This window comes from Sphingomonas zeicaulis, from assembly GCF_050433225.1.
GTDB classification, from domain to species: Bacteria; Pseudomonadota; Alphaproteobacteria; order Sphingomonadales; family Sphingomonadaceae; genus Sphingomonas_D; species Sphingomonas_D zeicaulis.
Map to the genome: position 1 here is coordinate 21,263 of NZ_JBNPXQ010000006.1, position 15,027 is coordinate 36,289.

Genomic DNA, 15,027 nt, shown 5'->3' on the forward strand with positions numbered 1-15,027 from the left:
GCCATGGCATCGTCCATCATCCGCCGCCGCGACCGCCTGTCCGGCATCGCTTTCCTGTCCGTGCTGCTGCTCCCGGCGGTCGCCAGCGCCGCCGGCTCGGGCATGCCCTGGGAAGAGCCGCTGCAGCAGGTGCTGGAATCTGTACAGGGGCCGGTCGCCAAGATCGTCGCGGTGATCATCATCATCACCACTGGCCTCACCCTTGCTTTCGGCGAGACCGCGGGCGGGTTCCGGCGCCTGATCCAGATCGTCTTCGGCCTCTCGATCGCCTTTGCCGCGTCCTCCTTCTTCCTCAGCTTCTTCAGCTTCGGCGGCGGGGCGCTGGTCGGATGAGCGGCGAGGGCGGCGTCGCCGGCTTCGAGGCCTCCATCCACCGGGCGCTGTGCGAGCCGATCCTGCTCGGCGGCGCCCCGCGCGGCGTCGCGATCGTCAACGGCACATTGGCGGCTGCCCTCGGCCTCGGCCTGCAGCAGGTCGTCGCCGGCATCCTGGTCTGGGCGATCGGCCACTCGCTGGCGGTGTTCGCGGCGAAGCGTGATCCGATGTTCGCACCCGTGTTCGCGCGCCACCTGCGCCACAAGGCGGTGCTGGCATGCTGAACCTCAGGGAATATCGCAGCCGGTCCGACCGGCTTGCCGACCATCTGCCCTGGGCGGCGCTTGTCGCGCCCGGCGTCATCCTCAACAAGGATGGCAGCTTCCAGCGCAGCTTCGCCTTCCGCGGCCCCGATCTCGAAAGCGCGACCGAGGCGGAGCTGGTCGCAGTCTGCGCCCGCATGAACAATGTGCTGAAGCGCTTCGGCAGCGGCTGGGCGATGTTCTTCGATGCCGAGCGGCGCGAGGCGCTCGACTATCCCGACAGCCGCTTCCCCGATCCGATCTCCTGGCTGGTCGAGGCCGAGCGGCGTGCGGCGTTCGAGAATGCCGGCCAGCACTATGAGAGTCACTTCCACCTGACGCTGACCTTCATGCCGCCGCCCGACCAGGGCGACGCCGCCGGCCGGCTGCTGGTCGATCGCGGCGACGCCGCGCCCGGCCGCGACTGGCGCAAGGCACTCGCCGGGTTCGTCGCCGAGACCGATCGCGCGCTCGACCTGATGGCCGAGTTCATGCCCGAGATCGCGCCGCTGGGCGATGCGCAACTGCTCGCCTATCTCCATGCTACCGTCTCGCGCAGCGCCCATCCGGTCGCTGTCCCCGAGACGCCGATGTATCTCGATGCGCTGCTCGCCGACACGCCGCTGGCCGGCGGGCTCGAACCACGCCTCGGCGACGCGCATCTGCGCACCGTCAGCCTGCTCGGCTTCCCCAATCTCAGCCGGCCGGGGATCCTCGACGCACTCAACCATCAGGACTTTCCCTATCGCTGGGTCACGCGCTTCATCGCGCTCGACAAGGCCGAGGCCACCCGGACATTGACCCGGCTGCGCCGGCAGTGGTTCAACAAGCGCAAGTCGGTCAGCGCGATGCTGCGCGAAGTGCTGTACAACCAGCCGGCGCAGCTTCTCGACAGCGATGCCGACAACAAGGTGGTCGATGCCGACGTCGCGCTGCAGGCGCTCGGCGGCGATCATGTCGCGTTCGGCTATCTCACCACCACCGTGACGGTGTCGGGCCCCGACGCCGCGGTGGCCGATGCCCGACTGCGCGCGGTCGAGCGCATCGTCAACGGCCTGGGCTTCACCTGCATCCGCGAAGGCGTGAATGCGGTCGAGGCGTGGCTGTCGAGCCTGCCGGGCCACGTCTATGCCAATGTCCGGCAGCCGCTCGTCCACACCCTCAACCTCGCGCACCTGATGCCATTGTCGGGAATTTGGGCGGGGCCCACGCACAACGCCCATCTCGGCGGCCCCCCGCTGTTCCATGCCCAGACCAGCGGCACGACACCGTTCCGCTTCTCGACGCATGTCGGCGATGTCGGCCACATGTTGATCGCGGGACCGACGGGCGCCGGCAAATCGGTGCTGCTCGCTTTGCTGCAGTTGCAGTTCCGGCGCTACCCGAACGCCCAGATCTACGTGTTCGACAAGGGCCTTTCGGCGCGGGCCGCGGTGCTCGCGATGGCTGGCACGCACCATGTGCTGGGCCTGGGTGACGCCGGGGACGCGGCGGCGCCGGTCGCGTTCCAGCCGCTGCGCCACATCGACCGGCCGGACGAACGCGCGTGGGCGGCCGACTGGCTGGCGGCCCTCCTCGAGCATGAGAAGCTCTTGGTCACGCCGCTGGTCAAGGAGGCTCTCTGGTCGGCGCTGGCGAGCCTTGCGAGCGCGCCGGTCGAGGAGCGGACGCTGACCGGCTTGTCGCTGCTGCTGCAGTCGCAGCCGCTGCGGTCTGCGCTCGCGCCCTACACGATCGACGGCCCGTTCGGCCGGCTGCTCGACGCTGCCGAGGACGATCTGGCGCTTGGCGACCTGCAATGCTTCGAGACCGAAGGCCTGATGGCGCATGCCGGCGTCGTCGCCCCGGTGCTGACCTATCTGTTCCATCGGCTCGAGGCGCGCTTCACCGGGCGGCCGACGTTGCTCGTCCTCGATGAGGCGTGGATCTTCCTCGACCATCCGCTGTTCGCCGCGCGCATTCGCGAATGGCTCAAGACGCTGCGCAAGAAGAATGTCGCCGTCGTCTTCGCCACCCAGTCGCTCGCCGACATCACGGGATCGACGATCGCACCCGCGATCATCGAAAGCTGCCCGCAGCGCGTGCTGCTGCCCAACGAACGGGCGATCGAGCCGCAGGGGCGGGCCGCCTATGAGCGCTTCGGGCTCAACCAGCGCCAGATCGAACTGATCAGCCGGGCGACGCCCAAGCGCCATTATTATCTGCAGTCGAGCCGCGGCAACCGTCTGTTCGAGCTCGGGCTCGATCCGGTCGCGCTGGCGCTGTGCGGCGCTTCCGATCCGGCAACCCAGCAGCGCATCGATGCCCTGCTTGCCGACGGCGGCCTTGCGGATTTCGGCGGGCGCTTCCTCGAGCATGCCGGGCTCGGCTGGGCGCGCGCCGTCCTCGCATCCTTCCCTGTCCCAATCCCGCAGCCCCAAGGAGACGATCGATGAACAAGCGGCTCATGTCCTGCCTTCTCACCGCCGGCGCCATCATGTCGGGCGCCTGCGCGTTCATCGCGCAGTCGCCACCGGCGCAGGCGCTGCCGGTGTTCGACAGCGCCAACTATGCCCAGAACCTGCTGACCGCGGCGCGGACGCTCCAGCAGATCAACCAGCAGATCCAGTCGCTGCAGAACGAGGCAGCGATGATCGCCAACATGGATCGCAACCTCGAGCGGATCGACTTTCCGCAGCTCGACCAGATTACCCAAAGCCTCGTCGCCATCGATCGGCTGATGCGCGAGGCCCGCGGCATCGACTTCGATCTCGACCAGCTCGAGACGCGGTTCCGGGCGATGTTTCCCGGCTCCTTCGACGCTGCCCTGCGCACCGATGATCGGGTCAGGGAGGCCCGCCAGCGCCTCGACACTGCAATGAGCGGCTACCGTCACGCGATGACGGTGCAGGCGCAAGTCGTCGAGGATGTGCGCGCCGATGCCCAGGCGCTCGCCGACATCGTCGGCGCCAGCCAGAACGCTAGCGGTTCGTTGCAGGCAGCCCAGGCGACCAACCAGCTGCTTGCACTGACGGCCAAGCAGCAGCTGCAGCTGCAGCAGATGATGGCCGCGCAATACCGCTCCGAGACATTGGACCGCGCGCGGCGGACGCAGGCCGAGCGGGAAGCCAAGGACGCGACCACACGCTTCCTCGGCGACGGCCGCGCCTACACGCCGCGCTGACTCCCTTTCGGCGGCAGTGCGCCCTTCCTGCCGTCGAAGCCGCCGGGCTCCAGCGCTCCCCCTCGGAGCCCGGCGGCACCCCTCATCTTCCAAGGATCGACCGGTCATGGACGACCTAAGCGTCATCGACACCTTCATGGACGCGTTCATCCGCTACATCGACAGCGGCTTCGGACTGCTCGGTGGCGATGTCGCCTTCCTGACCAGCGTCCTGATCGGCATCGACATCACGCTCGCCGGCTTGTTCTGGGCTTTGGGCGGCGAGGACGATGTGATCGCGCGGCTGCTGCGCAAGATCCTCCATGTCGGCGCCTTCGCCTTCATCATCAACAGCTTCTCGATGCTCGCCGATATCATCTTCCGGTCCTTCGCCGGGCTCGGCCTCATCGCCGGCGGGGGGATGATCTCCGCCGACGATCTGCTGAAGCCCGGCCATCTCGCCGGCGTCGGGTTCGAGGCTGCGTCGCCGCTGCTGGTCCAGGCGGGCGACCTGATGGGCTTTGCGAGCTTCTTCGACAATTTCCTGATGATCATCATCCTGCTGCTGGCCTGGCTGGTGGTGATCGTCGCCTTCTTCGTGCTCGCGATCCAGCTGCTGGTGACGATCCTCGAATTCAAGCTGACCACGCTCGCCGGCTTCGTGCTGGTGCCCTTCGCGCTGTGGAACCGGACGAGCTTCCTCGCAGAACGCGTGCTCGGCAATGTCGTCAGCGCTGGGATCAAGGTCATGGTGCTCGCGGTCATCGTTGGGATCGGCTCGGGCTTCTTTGCCGACTTCATCGGCGCGCTTCATGGCCGCGAGCCCGACCTCGAGCAGGCGGTCAGCCTGATGCTCGCGAGCGGTGCGTTGCTCGGGCTGGGGCTGTTCGGACCAGGCATCGCGTCCGGGCTGGTCGGGGGCGCGCCGCAGCTCGGCGCGGGGGCCGTTGTCAGCACCGCGGTGGGGGCCGCCAGCATGCTCGCCGTCGGCGGCGGCGCCGCCCTGGGCGCTGCCCGGCTGGCGGGGGCTGGCGCGCTCGGCGCGGTGCGCTCGGGGACAGCGATGGGCTCTGCGGCGAGCACGGCGTTCAAGCTGGATCGCGAGGCCGGCGGCTCCGGCATCGGCGGCGTCGCCGCTGCGGCCAAGGGCGCGCTCGGCCAGCGTGTCGGCGGCGCGCTCGGCCTGTCGCGCGCGGCCGAGCAGGGGCGGACCGCGGCCTGGTCGGCGCTGACCGGACATCAAGGCGCTGAAGCCGCACCCGGCGTCGGCAGCGCGGAAGCGCCACCGCCATGGGCGCGGCGGATCCAGAGTGCGCAGCAGGCGCGCCAGCATCGCCAGGCCGCCCTTCAGGCTCTGCGCGAAGGTGATCGCGGCGGTGCCGCCGCCATTCCGGACATCAGTGAAAAGGACGAATGATGCGCTTCAAACGAGCAACGCAACGCTACGGTCGCGCGCCGGAGGTGGAGACGCCGCACCAGCGGGCCGGACAGGTTTGGGACGAACGGATCGGCTCCGCGCGCGCCCAGGCCGCGAACTGGCGCCTGATGGCCTTTGGCGGCCTTGCGATCACAGCCGGCCTGTCCGCGGCTCTGATCTGGCAATCGCTGCAGAGCCGGATCGTGCCTTATGTCGTCGAAGTCGACCGGCTGGGCGAAGCCCGCGCGGTGGCGCCGGCGGAGCTCGACTATCGCCCGACCGACCCCCAGATCGCATGGCACCTCGGCCAGTTCGTCTCTCACATCCGGACGATCTCGCTCGATCCCGTGCTGATGCGCGAGCGATGGCTGTCGGCCTACGACTTCGTGACGGACCGCGGATCGATCTTTCTCGGTGAATATGCACGCAGCGCAAAGCCGTTCGAGCAGGTCGGCACCCGCAGCGTCTCGGTGCAGGTCACGAGCGTCGTCCGCGCCTCGGACCGGTCGTTCCAAGTGAAGTGGACCGAGACGCTCTTCGAGCGCGGCAGCCTGGTCTCGACCTCGCGCTGGACGGCGATCCTGACGATTGTCTCCAGGCCGCCGCGATCCGCCGACATTCTGCGGCGCAATCCGCTTGGCCTCTATGTCGATGCGATCGACTGGAGCCGCGAGCTTGACGGGGCAGGCGTTGCGGATCGCCCGCCTGCAGCACGCGATGATGAAACAGCTGATTCCGAACCCCAGGCCGACATGATGGAGAACGCGCAATGATCTCGAAGATGCAGATACCGGTCGCGTGTGCGCTGGTCGTGACAGCCGCCATCTCGCCGCCGGCAAGGGCCGACGACACGAAGGTCGTGCCGCCGTCGGCGCAGCAAGAGAACAGCCATCCGCCAGATGCGCCGGTGGCGCAGGTACTCAAGGGACCGGTCGGCGGCGCCGAGGGGGACAGATCGCCCTTCGACACGGACATTGCACAAGCGGATGCCGCATCGTTGCGCCGGCCGACGCGTCAGGCCTATCTCAACGCGATCCAGACCTATGCCTTTGCCGAAGGCGCCCGCTATTACTTGGCCACCGCACCCGAACGGGTTTCCGATGTCGCGCTTCAACCCGGGGAGAGCGTTATCGCGGTCGCGTCCGGCGATACCGCGCGCTGGACGATCGGCGATACATCGAGCGGGGCAGGGCCGACCCGCCGCTCGCATATCCTGGTCAAGCCGCAAGCCAGTGGTCTCGGCACGAACCTCGTCATCACCACCGACCGGCGCGTGTATCATTTGGAGCTGGACAGTCGGACGCAACAATCAATGGCTGGCATCGCCTGGACCTACCCCAAGGATGGTCTTCTTGCCGTCGCAGTGGAACAAGAGCGACCGGTTGCGGCGGCGGACGTGTCCCCCGCCTTGGACATCGCCCGTCTGCGCTTCGACTATCGCATTACGGGCGACAAGGTCGCCTGGCGACCGCTGCGCGCATTCGACGATGGCCGGCAGACCTTTATCGAGTTCCCGGCATCGATGCTGGTCGACGAAGCGCCACCCTTGTTCGTGCTGGATGCGAAGGCCTCGCCGCAACTGGTCAATTACCGGGTGTCGGGCCGCTGGTACATCGTTGACCGCCTGTTCGACTTTGCCGAACTGCGTATCGGGCAAAAGCCGCAGCGGGTCGTACGCATTGTGCGCACCGGCCATGAGGTTCGCGGGAAGGGCGGGCGGTGAGCGAGGTCGCCGCGAATACTTCGCCGGCCACCCCGAAGGTGGATCCTGAAACGCTGGTCCTGCGCGGTGCGCCTGCGCGTACCGTACGATTTCGAAAGGGCGTCATCATCGGGCTTGCTGCGCTTGGATCGACGACACTTGCAGGTGTCGCGTGGCTTGCTTTGCAGCCAGCGACCATCGGCCTGGCGTCCCGTTCCGATGATGAGCAGCAGCGCGGCCGGGATGCAGCCGCGGACGTTCTCGCCGATGCGCCCGGCACATATGGCGATGTCCCCCGTCTCGGCCCGCCGCTGCCCGGAGACTTGGGGCGGCCCATTGTCGCGCGCCAGCGCAAACGCGCGGACGAAGGGGTTGCACCAGCCGGCGACGCAGCCGCTCAGGCGGCGGAAGCAGAGCGCCAGCGCCGACTGGCGGATGAACGGGCAGCGCGCGCGTCGGCTTTGCTCGTCGGTCTCAAGCAGACCGCCGAACCGAGAGCGGCCGAGGCTGGCAGCGCGGCTTCAAGCGCCGCTGAGCCGGAAGTTGCCGACCTTCGATCTGCGGCGGCCGGCAAGGTCGCGTTTCTCGAACGCCGGTATGACGGCGGCGACGTCAATCCGCATATGCTCCTCCCGCCAGCCTCTGCAGATATGCTCAGTGCGGGAACGGTCATCGCCGCCAGCCTGATGACCGGACTGAATTCCGATGTGCCGGGCATCGTCATCGCGCAGGTCACGCAGAATACCTATGACAGTGCGACCGGTCGTCGCCTTCTCGTGCCCCAAGGCAGCCGCCTGATCGGCAAATATGACAGCGACGTCTCCTTCGGTCAGGAGCGCGCGCTGATCGTCTGGCAGCGGTTGATGTTTCCCGATGGCTCATCGGTCCGCATCGACAATGCGCCGGCGAGCGACATGGCCGGTTATGCCGGGCTGGCAGATCGGCTTGACCGCCATGGCGGGCAATTGCTCAAGGGCGTCGCCTTGTCGACGCTGCTTGGCGTCGGAACCGAACTGAGCATTGACGGAGACGATGATCTCGTGAGCGCCGTTCGCCGGTCGGCGCAGCAGGGTGCGGCGAGGGCGGGAGATCAACTCGTTGGACGATCACTCGATATCCCGCCGACCATCCGGGTGCGACCAGGCTGGCCGCTGACCGTCATTGTCCATGCCGATCTTGTGCTGAGGCCGTGGCGCGCGGACAGGGCGATGTAATGGCGGACCTCAAACTGCCCAAATTGCCCGATCGGACTCCACGAAAGCTGGTTCTGCAGATCATGCCTGAACTCCATGATCGGCTGGACGCCTATGCCCGCCTATACTGCGAGCGATACGGGCGCGAAGAACCAGTCGCCGAGTTGATTCCGTTCATGCTCGCGGCCTTTCTTGATGCGGATCGAGAATTTCAGCGGAGAAAGATGTAGGGATTACGGGCGTTCCGAGTGCGCTCAACAGCGCAATGGTCACCAGCAATGGCGATGAGCAAGCTGTGAAGGCCTGGAGCCGCATGTGTTTGGGAAGGGCGCAAATCTGTTCTTCGAAGTGGGCGTGGCCCGCGACGCTTGAAAGTGAGCATTGTCGCCGCCCTTGCGGCAGCGAGGACGTCCCCATTGTGCCCGGCTCGGCCACCTTTAGCTGCATCCGCTCACCTGTTCGCAAAAGATGTGCGCCCGGCCCGGTGGGGATCAGCATGGTCAATGAGCACGATGGTGTCCGCGCCAGACCGAAAGCCGTACTGACAGGTGTGGATGTCACGATGCAGCGCCGCGCTAAGACGTGGAGTCCGATCCGGCTGTCAGCACTGCTCCATCGGTCGAGCGACCCAGCCGGAAGGCGCGATAGCCGTCGGCGGCGGCGGCGCGGCAATGTTCGAGATACAGCGGCCAGTTCAGATAGGACATGAACACGCGTGGCTTTCCCGCAATGTTCGCGCCCCAGTACCAGGACTCGGTCGTCATGTAGAGCGTACGCGCAACAAGCGCGTTCACCTCGTTTCGCCACATGTTCTGAGCCTCCTGCGTTGCCTCCAGGAAGGCGAAGCCGTTCGATTCCAGATGGCCGATGCAGTCGGTGATCCACTCCACATTGACTTCGATCTGGCGCATCGCATTGGCGGTCGCGCCCGGGCTGAGCGGTCCCTCGATCAGAAAGAGGTTGGGAAAGCCTGCCACGGCCATGCCGAGGAAGGTCAGCGGCCCGTCGGCCCACGCGTCGCGCAGCTGGACGTCATCACGTCCGACGATATCGATGCGTGCCAGCGTGCCGGTCATCGCGTCGAAGCCCGTCGCGCAGACGAGGCTGTCGACGTCATAGGTTCCCGCCGTCGTGGCCACTCCGGTGGCTGTGATCGAGACGAGCGGCGTCGTCCTGAGATCAACCAGCTCGACATTGGGGCGATTGAAGGCTTCGTAATAGCCATCCTCTAGGCAGATCCGTCGCGCACCCACCGGATATTGCGGACAGAGCGCTGCAGCCGTGGCCGGATTCCTGACGATGCTGCGGATCTTGCGGCGGATGAAATCGGCAGCCGTGTCGCTCGCCGCGGCGTCGACATTGAGGTCGTTGAACAGCGTGACGAAGTGGACGCCACCGCGTTCCCATGCCCGCTCGTAGATGGCATCGCGCTCCTCGGCGGCGAACTCCAGCGCCGAGCGGTCCGTGACGGTGTCCGGCCGAAATATCGCGCCATGGCTGTGCAGGCAATCGTGCCGGAATGCGGGGTAGCGGCTCTTGACCTCCTGCGCTTCCACGGCTCCGAGCGGCCGGTTCCGAGACGGTACCGCGTAGGCTGGGGTACGCTGGAACACGACGACCTTTGCTGCCTCCTTCGCGATCTCGGGAATGAGCTGGATGCCCGACGACCCGGTTCCGAAGACCCCGACCGTCGTGCCGGACAGGTCAACGCCACCGCGGGGCCAAGCCCCCGTGTGAAGGATGCGGCCGCCGAAGTCGCCGAGGCCGGGCAGATCGGGAAGGACGGGCGTGGAGAGCATCCCGGTCGCCATGATGCAATATCTGGCGAAGACGGTCTCGCCCCGATCCGTCTCGATCGTCCAGCGGGCGAGGGCCTCGTCGAAGCGAGCGGACGTCACACGGGTACCGAGGCGGATATGCCTGAGCAGGTCGAAACGTTCGGCCACGTGGCGTGCATAGCGCTGGATATCGTCCGCACCGCTGTATCGCTCGGGCCAGTCCCACTCCTGCTCCAGCGCATGATCGAAGCTGAACGAATATTCGATGCTCTCGAGATCGCAGCGCGCGCCTGGATAGGTGTTCCAGTACCAGGTGCCGCCGACATCATCGCCGGCCTCGAACGCCACGACGGAACGACCCTGCCGCAGCAGACGATAGAGCGAATAAAGCCCGCCGAAGCCACCGCCCACGACGACGACATCATAACGCTCGGCCGGCGCAGAGGCCTTTCCGGTTTGCATGTTCATCCTGTCTCGATTTCGGCTTCCGCTCGCGGAAGCGAGCATCGGCGCCTGTTCTGCCGGGAGAGTAGAGTGGCCGACGGGCGCAGTCCTTGCCCGAAGGGATGAGTCAGTTTAGCCTTTTCCGCAAAAATGGAGAGGACATGCGCAACTTCCAGCATCTGGCGATGTTCAGGTCGGCGGCGAGGCTCGGCAGCTTTACGGAGGCTGCAGCGGCCGAAAAGGTCTCGGTCGCCGTTGTGTCCCGCGCGATCGCACGCCTTGAGGAAGAACTCGACTGCCGCCTGTTCAATCGCACGACACGGCGGCTGAAATTGACAGCCGCCGGCGAGCTCTTCCTGCAGGAGATCAGCGGTGCCATCGAACGCGTCGAGAACGCGAAGGATCTGCTGCAGGAGCAGATCGGAAGCGCGTCTGGCTCATTGCGCCTCGCGGCGCCCAGCATCTTCGCGCGCCAGTGCCTGGTACCGACCCTGCAGGATTTTCTCGACCTCCATCCGCAGATTTCGATCGACCTCGACCTCAACGACACCGGCGAGGATCCGATCGCCGGCGGCTATGACATCGTCTTCCAGATCGGTGAGGTGGCAAGGACCGGCTATATCAGCCGACGTCTCGGGAGGATGGAGATACTGCTCGCGGCAAGTCCGGCCTATTTTGCGCGCCACGGCGTGCCGACCGAGGTCGAGGCGCTCTCCAGCCACCTCGGTATCGGCGTGAGGGCCTCTGCCGGACGGGGCGTCTTCCCGTGGAATCTCAAGAATATCGCGACGGGCAAACATTATATTCACAAGGTGAAGGCGCGCTTCTATGTGGGCAATCAGGTCGATGTCGCCCTGCCGGCCGCGCTCGAGGGTCTCGGCATCATCGCCGCGGAGGTCAGGACCGTCCTCCCTTATCTGCAGACGGGGCAGTTGAAGGTCGTCCTGCCCGAATATCGCGACATGAGTTCCGGCGAAGTCACTGCGATCTATCCCCACCGTGACCATATTCCCTTCAAGGTCAGGGCCCTGCTTGACTTCTCGATTCACACTGCGCGCAAACGGCTGGTGGTCGAAGGCTTCGACGCCCACGCCTTCGCTGCATGACGACCCGATCTGACCGGCAGCTGCGCCACCGTTTGCGTTGAAACTGTCTTGCGGCTTTGCGGGCTGTGCTGGGCACGCCTGATCTGGCTTGCTTAGGCGTCGGCAAGCACAGGAGAGGCAACAATGGACGGTCGAACGACGCCGCCTACACAGATCCATGGTGAATGCGATCCTCGCTTTGCGGCGGTGGCCGAGGAGTTTCTGCGCAACTTCGTCGAGCGCGGTGAAGTCGGCGCGGCAGTCGCGATATTCCTGCGCGGCGATCCGGTCGTCGATCTCTGGGGCGGGGTCGCAGACCCCGTCGCGGGGTCGCCCTGGCGACGGGACACGCTGGCGCTCGGCTATTCAGCGACGAAGGGTATGGCGGCGACATGTCTCGCCATCCTGATTGATCGCGGCCTGGTCGCGGTGGACGAACCGGTGGCGACCTACTGGCCGGCATTCGCCGCGAACGGCAAGGCAGGCGTGACCGTCGGAATGGCTTTGAGTCATCAGGCGGGCCTTCCGTACTGGGAGATGCCTGTGCCTGACGGCGGCCTGTTCGACTGGAACCTCGTCACTTCCGCGCTCGCGGCGCAGAAACCGGCCTGGGAGCCGGGCATGGGGCATGGCTATCACGGCCTCACAAGCGGCTTCATCTGGGGAGAGATCGTCAGGAGGGTGACGGGGACGACGATCGGCAGCTTCCTTCGAGATGAAGTCGCGCGTCCGCTCGGGGCCGACGTCTGGATCGGGTTGCCCGAGAGCGAACATCAGCGGGTCGCGCAGATGATCCTGCCGGAGCAGGCGCCGGCGCCATCGCAGGACGAGCTGTCGCCAGACGTGCGCGAGCGTCTGCGGCTGCTGAGCAATTGTGGCGGCGCATTCGCCGCCGATACGATCGCGTCGGCCGCCTTTCGTCTGGCTGAGATCCCGGCTGCGGGCGGCATGGTCAGTGCGCGGGGGCTTGCGCGCGTCTATGCGCCACTTTCTCTCGACGGTGAGATCGATGGGGTGCGGATCGTCGACCCAGGCCTTTTGCCGGCGCTGCGCGAGGTGCGATCGGCGAGCAGCCATGATCGCCTGCTCGGCATCGCAACGAGCTTTACGCTCGGCTTTTCCCAGTCCTGGGGCGATCGCGCGCTCGGCCCTGGTTATCAGATGATTATCGGCGAGAAGGCGTTCGGCACGCCGGGGCTCGGCGGCAGCATCGGATTTGCTGATGGAGAGGCCGGACTGTCATTCGCTTATGTCATGAACCGGCTCGGACCGGGGGTGGCGTTGAACGAACGCGGACAGGCCCTCGTCGATGCGGCGTATAATGCGGTTGGCTACAGCTGCGCCCACAGGGGCAGGGCGTTCACCGCTTCGCGTCGCTGAACGGAAAGGGGGCGGGGCCGATCGGCTCCACCCCTCTCGCCCCTTTTCTCGATTTCAGAAGTGGATCGTCAGGGTCGAACCATAGGTGCGCGGCAGACCTGGAATATAGCTGATGAAGCCGAGCGTGTCGTAGCCCGAAGCACCGAGGGCCTTGTACTTCTTGTCGGTGAGGTTGCGCACATAGGCGGCAAGATCGCCGGTGCTGCCAAGGATGCCATTCCATTCGAGCCGAAGATCGACCAGGCCATATGGTACGCTGGTTGCCCGTCGTTCGCCATTGTCGGACCAGTAGATGCGGTCCTGATGATAATATTGCCCGGAGATCGCGATCGTGCCTTGGTCGTCGAGCTGATATTCGTAGCGCGCGTTGGCGCCGAACTGCCATTTCGGCGTGCCTGCAAACGGATTGTCGCTGCCGTCGACCACCCGAGTACCCGATCCGTCAGCATTTGCGGCCACGACGTAGCTGAAGCGCTTGTATTCTGGACGGGTGTAGGCGGCATAGCCGGCGAGGCTGAGGCCGCTGACCGGCCGGATCGAAAGTTCGAGTTCACCGCCGTCGATCTCACCCGCGGCGGCATTGAGGATATAGGATTGCGCGGTCACTTCCCCCGGGAACTGGGCGAAGATCGAACGTTGAATATCCTTATAGTCTTGGTGGTAGACGGAAAGATTGGCGCGCACCGGCATCGCGGCCAGGTTGAAGTCGAGCTTCACGCCGCCTTCGTAGTTGGTGACGATCTCCGGCCTGAACGGGCCGAAGCTGCCCTGCGCGCCGACGCCGGCACGACTGCCGCGCAGATTATATCCCCCGGACCGATAGCCGCGCGACACGTTCGCATAAACCAGAGTGGAGGGCGACGGCTTCCACGAGAGACCCGCAGTCCAGGTCGGCCGCTTGTCCCTGTAGGCCGGCAGCGATGCGAGGCAGTCGGGCAGGGCGGTGCCATTGTTGCAGGCGATCGCTGGGGGAAGCCCGTCATAGCCGATGCTGGGGGGCACCAGCCCCGCCACGCCGGACACATAGGTCCGGGCATCGAGCGTGCGTCGGTCCCAGCTGTAGCGAATGCCGGCCAGCGCGGTAAGCGTTCCTGTCAGCTTGATATCGACCTGTCCGAACAGCGACATCGACCGGTTGGTGGCGCGGCCGCCGCCGGCCTGCGATATGCCGTACCCGCCGATGATCGTCTGCTGGAAGTCGCGTCCCTTCTCGCGGAAGTAATAGCCGCCGATGACGAAGGAAAGCCGGTCGTCGAGGAGCTTCCCCTGAAGCTGCAGTTCCTCGCTGACCTGATGCTCGTTGGCCTGGTTGATCGCGTTGAAGAACGGGACGCCACTGCGTGTCTTGACCGACGAGCCGTCGAACTCGAGGCCGATCAACGTATCGATCTCGCGATATCCGAAGACATTCTTGAGCGTGAGGCCGTCGCCGACGTCCAGCGTTGCGATGTCGGTCACGCCGAACGTCCGGACGCGGTTCGGGTTTGGCGCCAGGTCGCCGGTCATCTCGTAGAAGCCGAGTGCCGCCTGCTCAGCGTTCGCTGCGGCGACCGCGGCGGGGTCCATCGAGGGGAAGGATGAGGCTGCGGGTCCGAGCCCCTGTGAGATCAGCGGAACACCGGTTCCGGAGGTGCGCGTCCGCTGGACCGTGAGATAGTTCTCGAACGCGCCGGCGGTAAACAGCGCACCCAGCCGAAATGCGAAGTTGCGTTCATCGCCGAGCAGGTCTCCGGTCGACACATTGCGGACGAAGCCATCCTTGCGATCCGCCTTCAGTGCCGCGCGAAAACGAAGGCTGTCCGATGCCGGCAGGTTCAGGATCGCGGTCACTTCCCGCTGATCGAAATTGCCCAGGCCCACGGCGACGGAGCCCTCCAGCCGATCGGTCGGGCGGCGCGAGACCACCAGCAGCGCGCCGCCGGTCGTGTTGCGACCGAACAGCGTACCTTGGGGGCCTTTGAGGACCTGCACATTCTCAAGGTCGAGCAGAGACTGGTTCACGCCGTGAACGCGCGCCTGATAGACCTCGTCGACATAGACCCCGACCGAGGGGTCTTGCGTGATCAGCGCCTCTTGCTGGCGCTGCCCGCGGATCTGGAACGCGGGAACCGCGGAGCCGTACGGACCGGGCTGCACCTGAAAGCCGGGGGCCTGGTAACGAATATCCTCGAGCTTGACGACGCCGCGTTCGGCGAGCTGCTCGCCGCTGATCGCGGTCACCGCCACCGGGACGTCCTGAAGGCGCTCCTCCCGGCGGCGCGCGGTCACG

Annotated in this window: 13 protein-coding genes; 11 read left to right on the forward strand and 2 right to left on the reverse strand. The window is 66.1% G+C overall.

The features are described 5' to 3' along the window. The first annotated feature begins 3 nt into the window (after positions 1–3). From FHS96_RS18690 to FHS96_RS18730, 9 genes are all read left to right on the forward strand, one after another. Entirely contained in the window at positions 4–333 is a 330-nt protein-coding gene (locus FHS96_RS18690; protein ID WP_429595040.1) for a TrbC/VirB2 family type IV secretion system protein, read from the forward strand. After that, positions 330–599, forward strand: a complete 270-nt coding sequence (locus tag FHS96_RS18695) for a VirB3 family type IV secretion system protein (protein WP_429595043.1) — start codon at positions 330–332, stop codon at positions 597–599. Before FHS96_RS18690 ends, FHS96_RS18695 begins: the two co-directional genes overlap by 4 nt. After that, complete coding sequence (trbE, locus tag FHS96_RS18700; protein ID WP_429595046.1) at positions 593–3,052, forward strand: conjugal transfer protein TrbE; 2,460 nt, start codon at positions 593–595, stop codon at positions 3,050–3,052. Before FHS96_RS18695 ends, trbE begins: the two co-directional genes overlap by 7 nt. Then, positions 3,049–3,780: a P-type conjugative transfer protein TrbJ gene (gene trbJ / locus FHS96_RS18705; protein WP_429595049.1), complete on the forward strand. Its 732-nt coding sequence runs from the start codon at positions 3,049–3,051 to the stop codon at positions 3,778–3,780. The genes trbE and trbJ overlap by 4 nt, the downstream gene beginning before the upstream one ends. Positions 3,781–3,886: 106 nt before the next feature. After that, on the forward strand, positions 3,887–5,176 hold the full coding sequence (gene trbL, locus FHS96_RS18710; protein ID WP_429595052.1) for a P-type conjugative transfer protein TrbL: 1,290 nt from the start codon (positions 3,887–3,889) through the stop codon (positions 5,174–5,176). Then, positions 5,176–5,949, forward strand: a complete 774-nt coding sequence (gene trbF, locus FHS96_RS18715; protein ID WP_429595055.1) for a conjugal transfer protein TrbF — start codon at positions 5,176–5,178, stop codon at positions 5,947–5,949. Before trbL ends, trbF begins: the two co-directional genes overlap by 1 nt. Continuing rightward, positions 5,946–6,899 carry a P-type conjugative transfer protein TrbG gene (trbG, locus tag FHS96_RS18720; RefSeq protein WP_429595058.1) on the forward strand — a complete coding sequence of 318 codons (954 nt, stop codon included), beginning with the start codon at positions 5,946–5,948 and terminating at the stop codon, positions 6,897–6,899. The genes trbF and trbG overlap by 4 nt, the downstream gene beginning before the upstream one ends. Continuing rightward, on the forward strand, positions 6,896–8,092 hold the full coding sequence (locus FHS96_RS18725; protein WP_429595061.1) for a TraB/TrbI/VirB10 family type IV secretion system protein: 1,197 nt from the start codon (positions 6,896–6,898) through the stop codon (positions 8,090–8,092). The genes trbG and FHS96_RS18725 overlap by 4 nt, the downstream gene beginning before the upstream one ends. After that, entirely contained in the window at positions 8,092–8,301 is a 210-nt protein-coding gene (locus FHS96_RS18730; RefSeq protein WP_429595064.1) for a DUF2274 domain-containing protein, read from the forward strand. The genes FHS96_RS18725 and FHS96_RS18730 overlap by 1 nt, the downstream gene beginning before the upstream one ends. Positions 8,302–8,646: 345 nt before the next feature. Here FHS96_RS18730 and FHS96_RS18735 read toward each other — a convergent pair whose 3' ends face one another. Further along, positions 8,647–10,317: a flavin-containing monooxygenase gene (locus FHS96_RS18735; protein WP_429595067.1), complete on the reverse strand. Its 1,671-nt coding sequence runs from the start codon at positions 10,315–10,317 to the stop codon at positions 8,647–8,649. A gap of 137 nt (positions 10,318–10,454) precedes the next feature. Between FHS96_RS18735 and FHS96_RS18740 the strand changes: the two genes are divergently transcribed. Next, positions 10,455–11,399, forward strand: a complete 945-nt coding sequence (locus FHS96_RS18740; protein ID WP_429595070.1) for a LysR family transcriptional regulator — start codon at positions 10,455–10,457, stop codon at positions 11,397–11,399. A 123-nt stretch (positions 11,400–11,522) separates the two neighbouring features. Beyond that, entirely contained in the window at positions 11,523–12,758 is a 1,236-nt protein-coding gene (locus FHS96_RS18745; RefSeq protein ID WP_429595073.1) for a serine hydrolase domain-containing protein, read from the forward strand. A 54-nt stretch (positions 12,759–12,812) separates the two neighbouring features. Here FHS96_RS18745 and FHS96_RS18750 read toward each other — a convergent pair whose 3' ends face one another. Next, positions 12,813–15,026, reverse strand: a complete 2,214-nt coding sequence (locus FHS96_RS18750) for a TonB-dependent receptor (protein WP_429595076.1) — start codon at positions 15,024–15,026, stop codon at positions 12,813–12,815. Position 15,027 lies beyond the last annotated feature (1 nt).

Coding starts and splice junctions, on each gene's coding strand:
- FHS96_RS18690 (WP_429595040.1), top strand. CDS start 4: ATGGCATCGTCCATCATCCGCCGCCGCGACCGCCTGTCCGGCATCGCT.
- FHS96_RS18695 (WP_429595043.1), top strand. CDS start 330: ATGAGCGGCGAGGGCGGCGTCGCCGGCTTCGAGGCCTCCATCCACCGG.
- trbE (WP_429595046.1), top strand. CDS start 593: ATGCTGAACCTCAGGGAATATCGCAGCCGGTCCGACCGGCTTGCCGAC.
- trbJ (WP_429595049.1), top strand. CDS start 3,049: ATGAACAAGCGGCTCATGTCCTGCCTTCTCACCGCCGGCGCCATCATG.
- trbL (WP_429595052.1), top strand. CDS start 3,887: ATGGACGACCTAAGCGTCATCGACACCTTCATGGACGCGTTCATCCGC.
- trbF (WP_429595055.1), top strand. CDS start 5,176: ATGCGCTTCAAACGAGCAACGCAACGCTACGGTCGCGCGCCGGAGGTG.
- trbG (WP_429595058.1), top strand. CDS start 5,946: ATGATCTCGAAGATGCAGATACCGGTCGCGTGTGCGCTGGTCGTGACA.
- FHS96_RS18730 (WP_429595064.1), top strand. CDS start 8,092: ATGGCGGACCTCAAACTGCCCAAATTGCCCGATCGGACTCCACGAAAG.
- FHS96_RS18735 (WP_429595067.1), bottom strand. CDS start 10,317: ATGAACATGCAAACCGGAAAGGCCTCTGCGCCGGCCGAGCGTTATGAT.
- FHS96_RS18740 (WP_429595070.1), top strand. CDS start 10,455: ATGCGCAACTTCCAGCATCTGGCGATGTTCAGGTCGGCGGCGAGGCTC.
- FHS96_RS18745 (WP_429595073.1), top strand. CDS start 11,523: ATGGACGGTCGAACGACGCCGCCTACACAGATCCATGGTGAATGCGAT.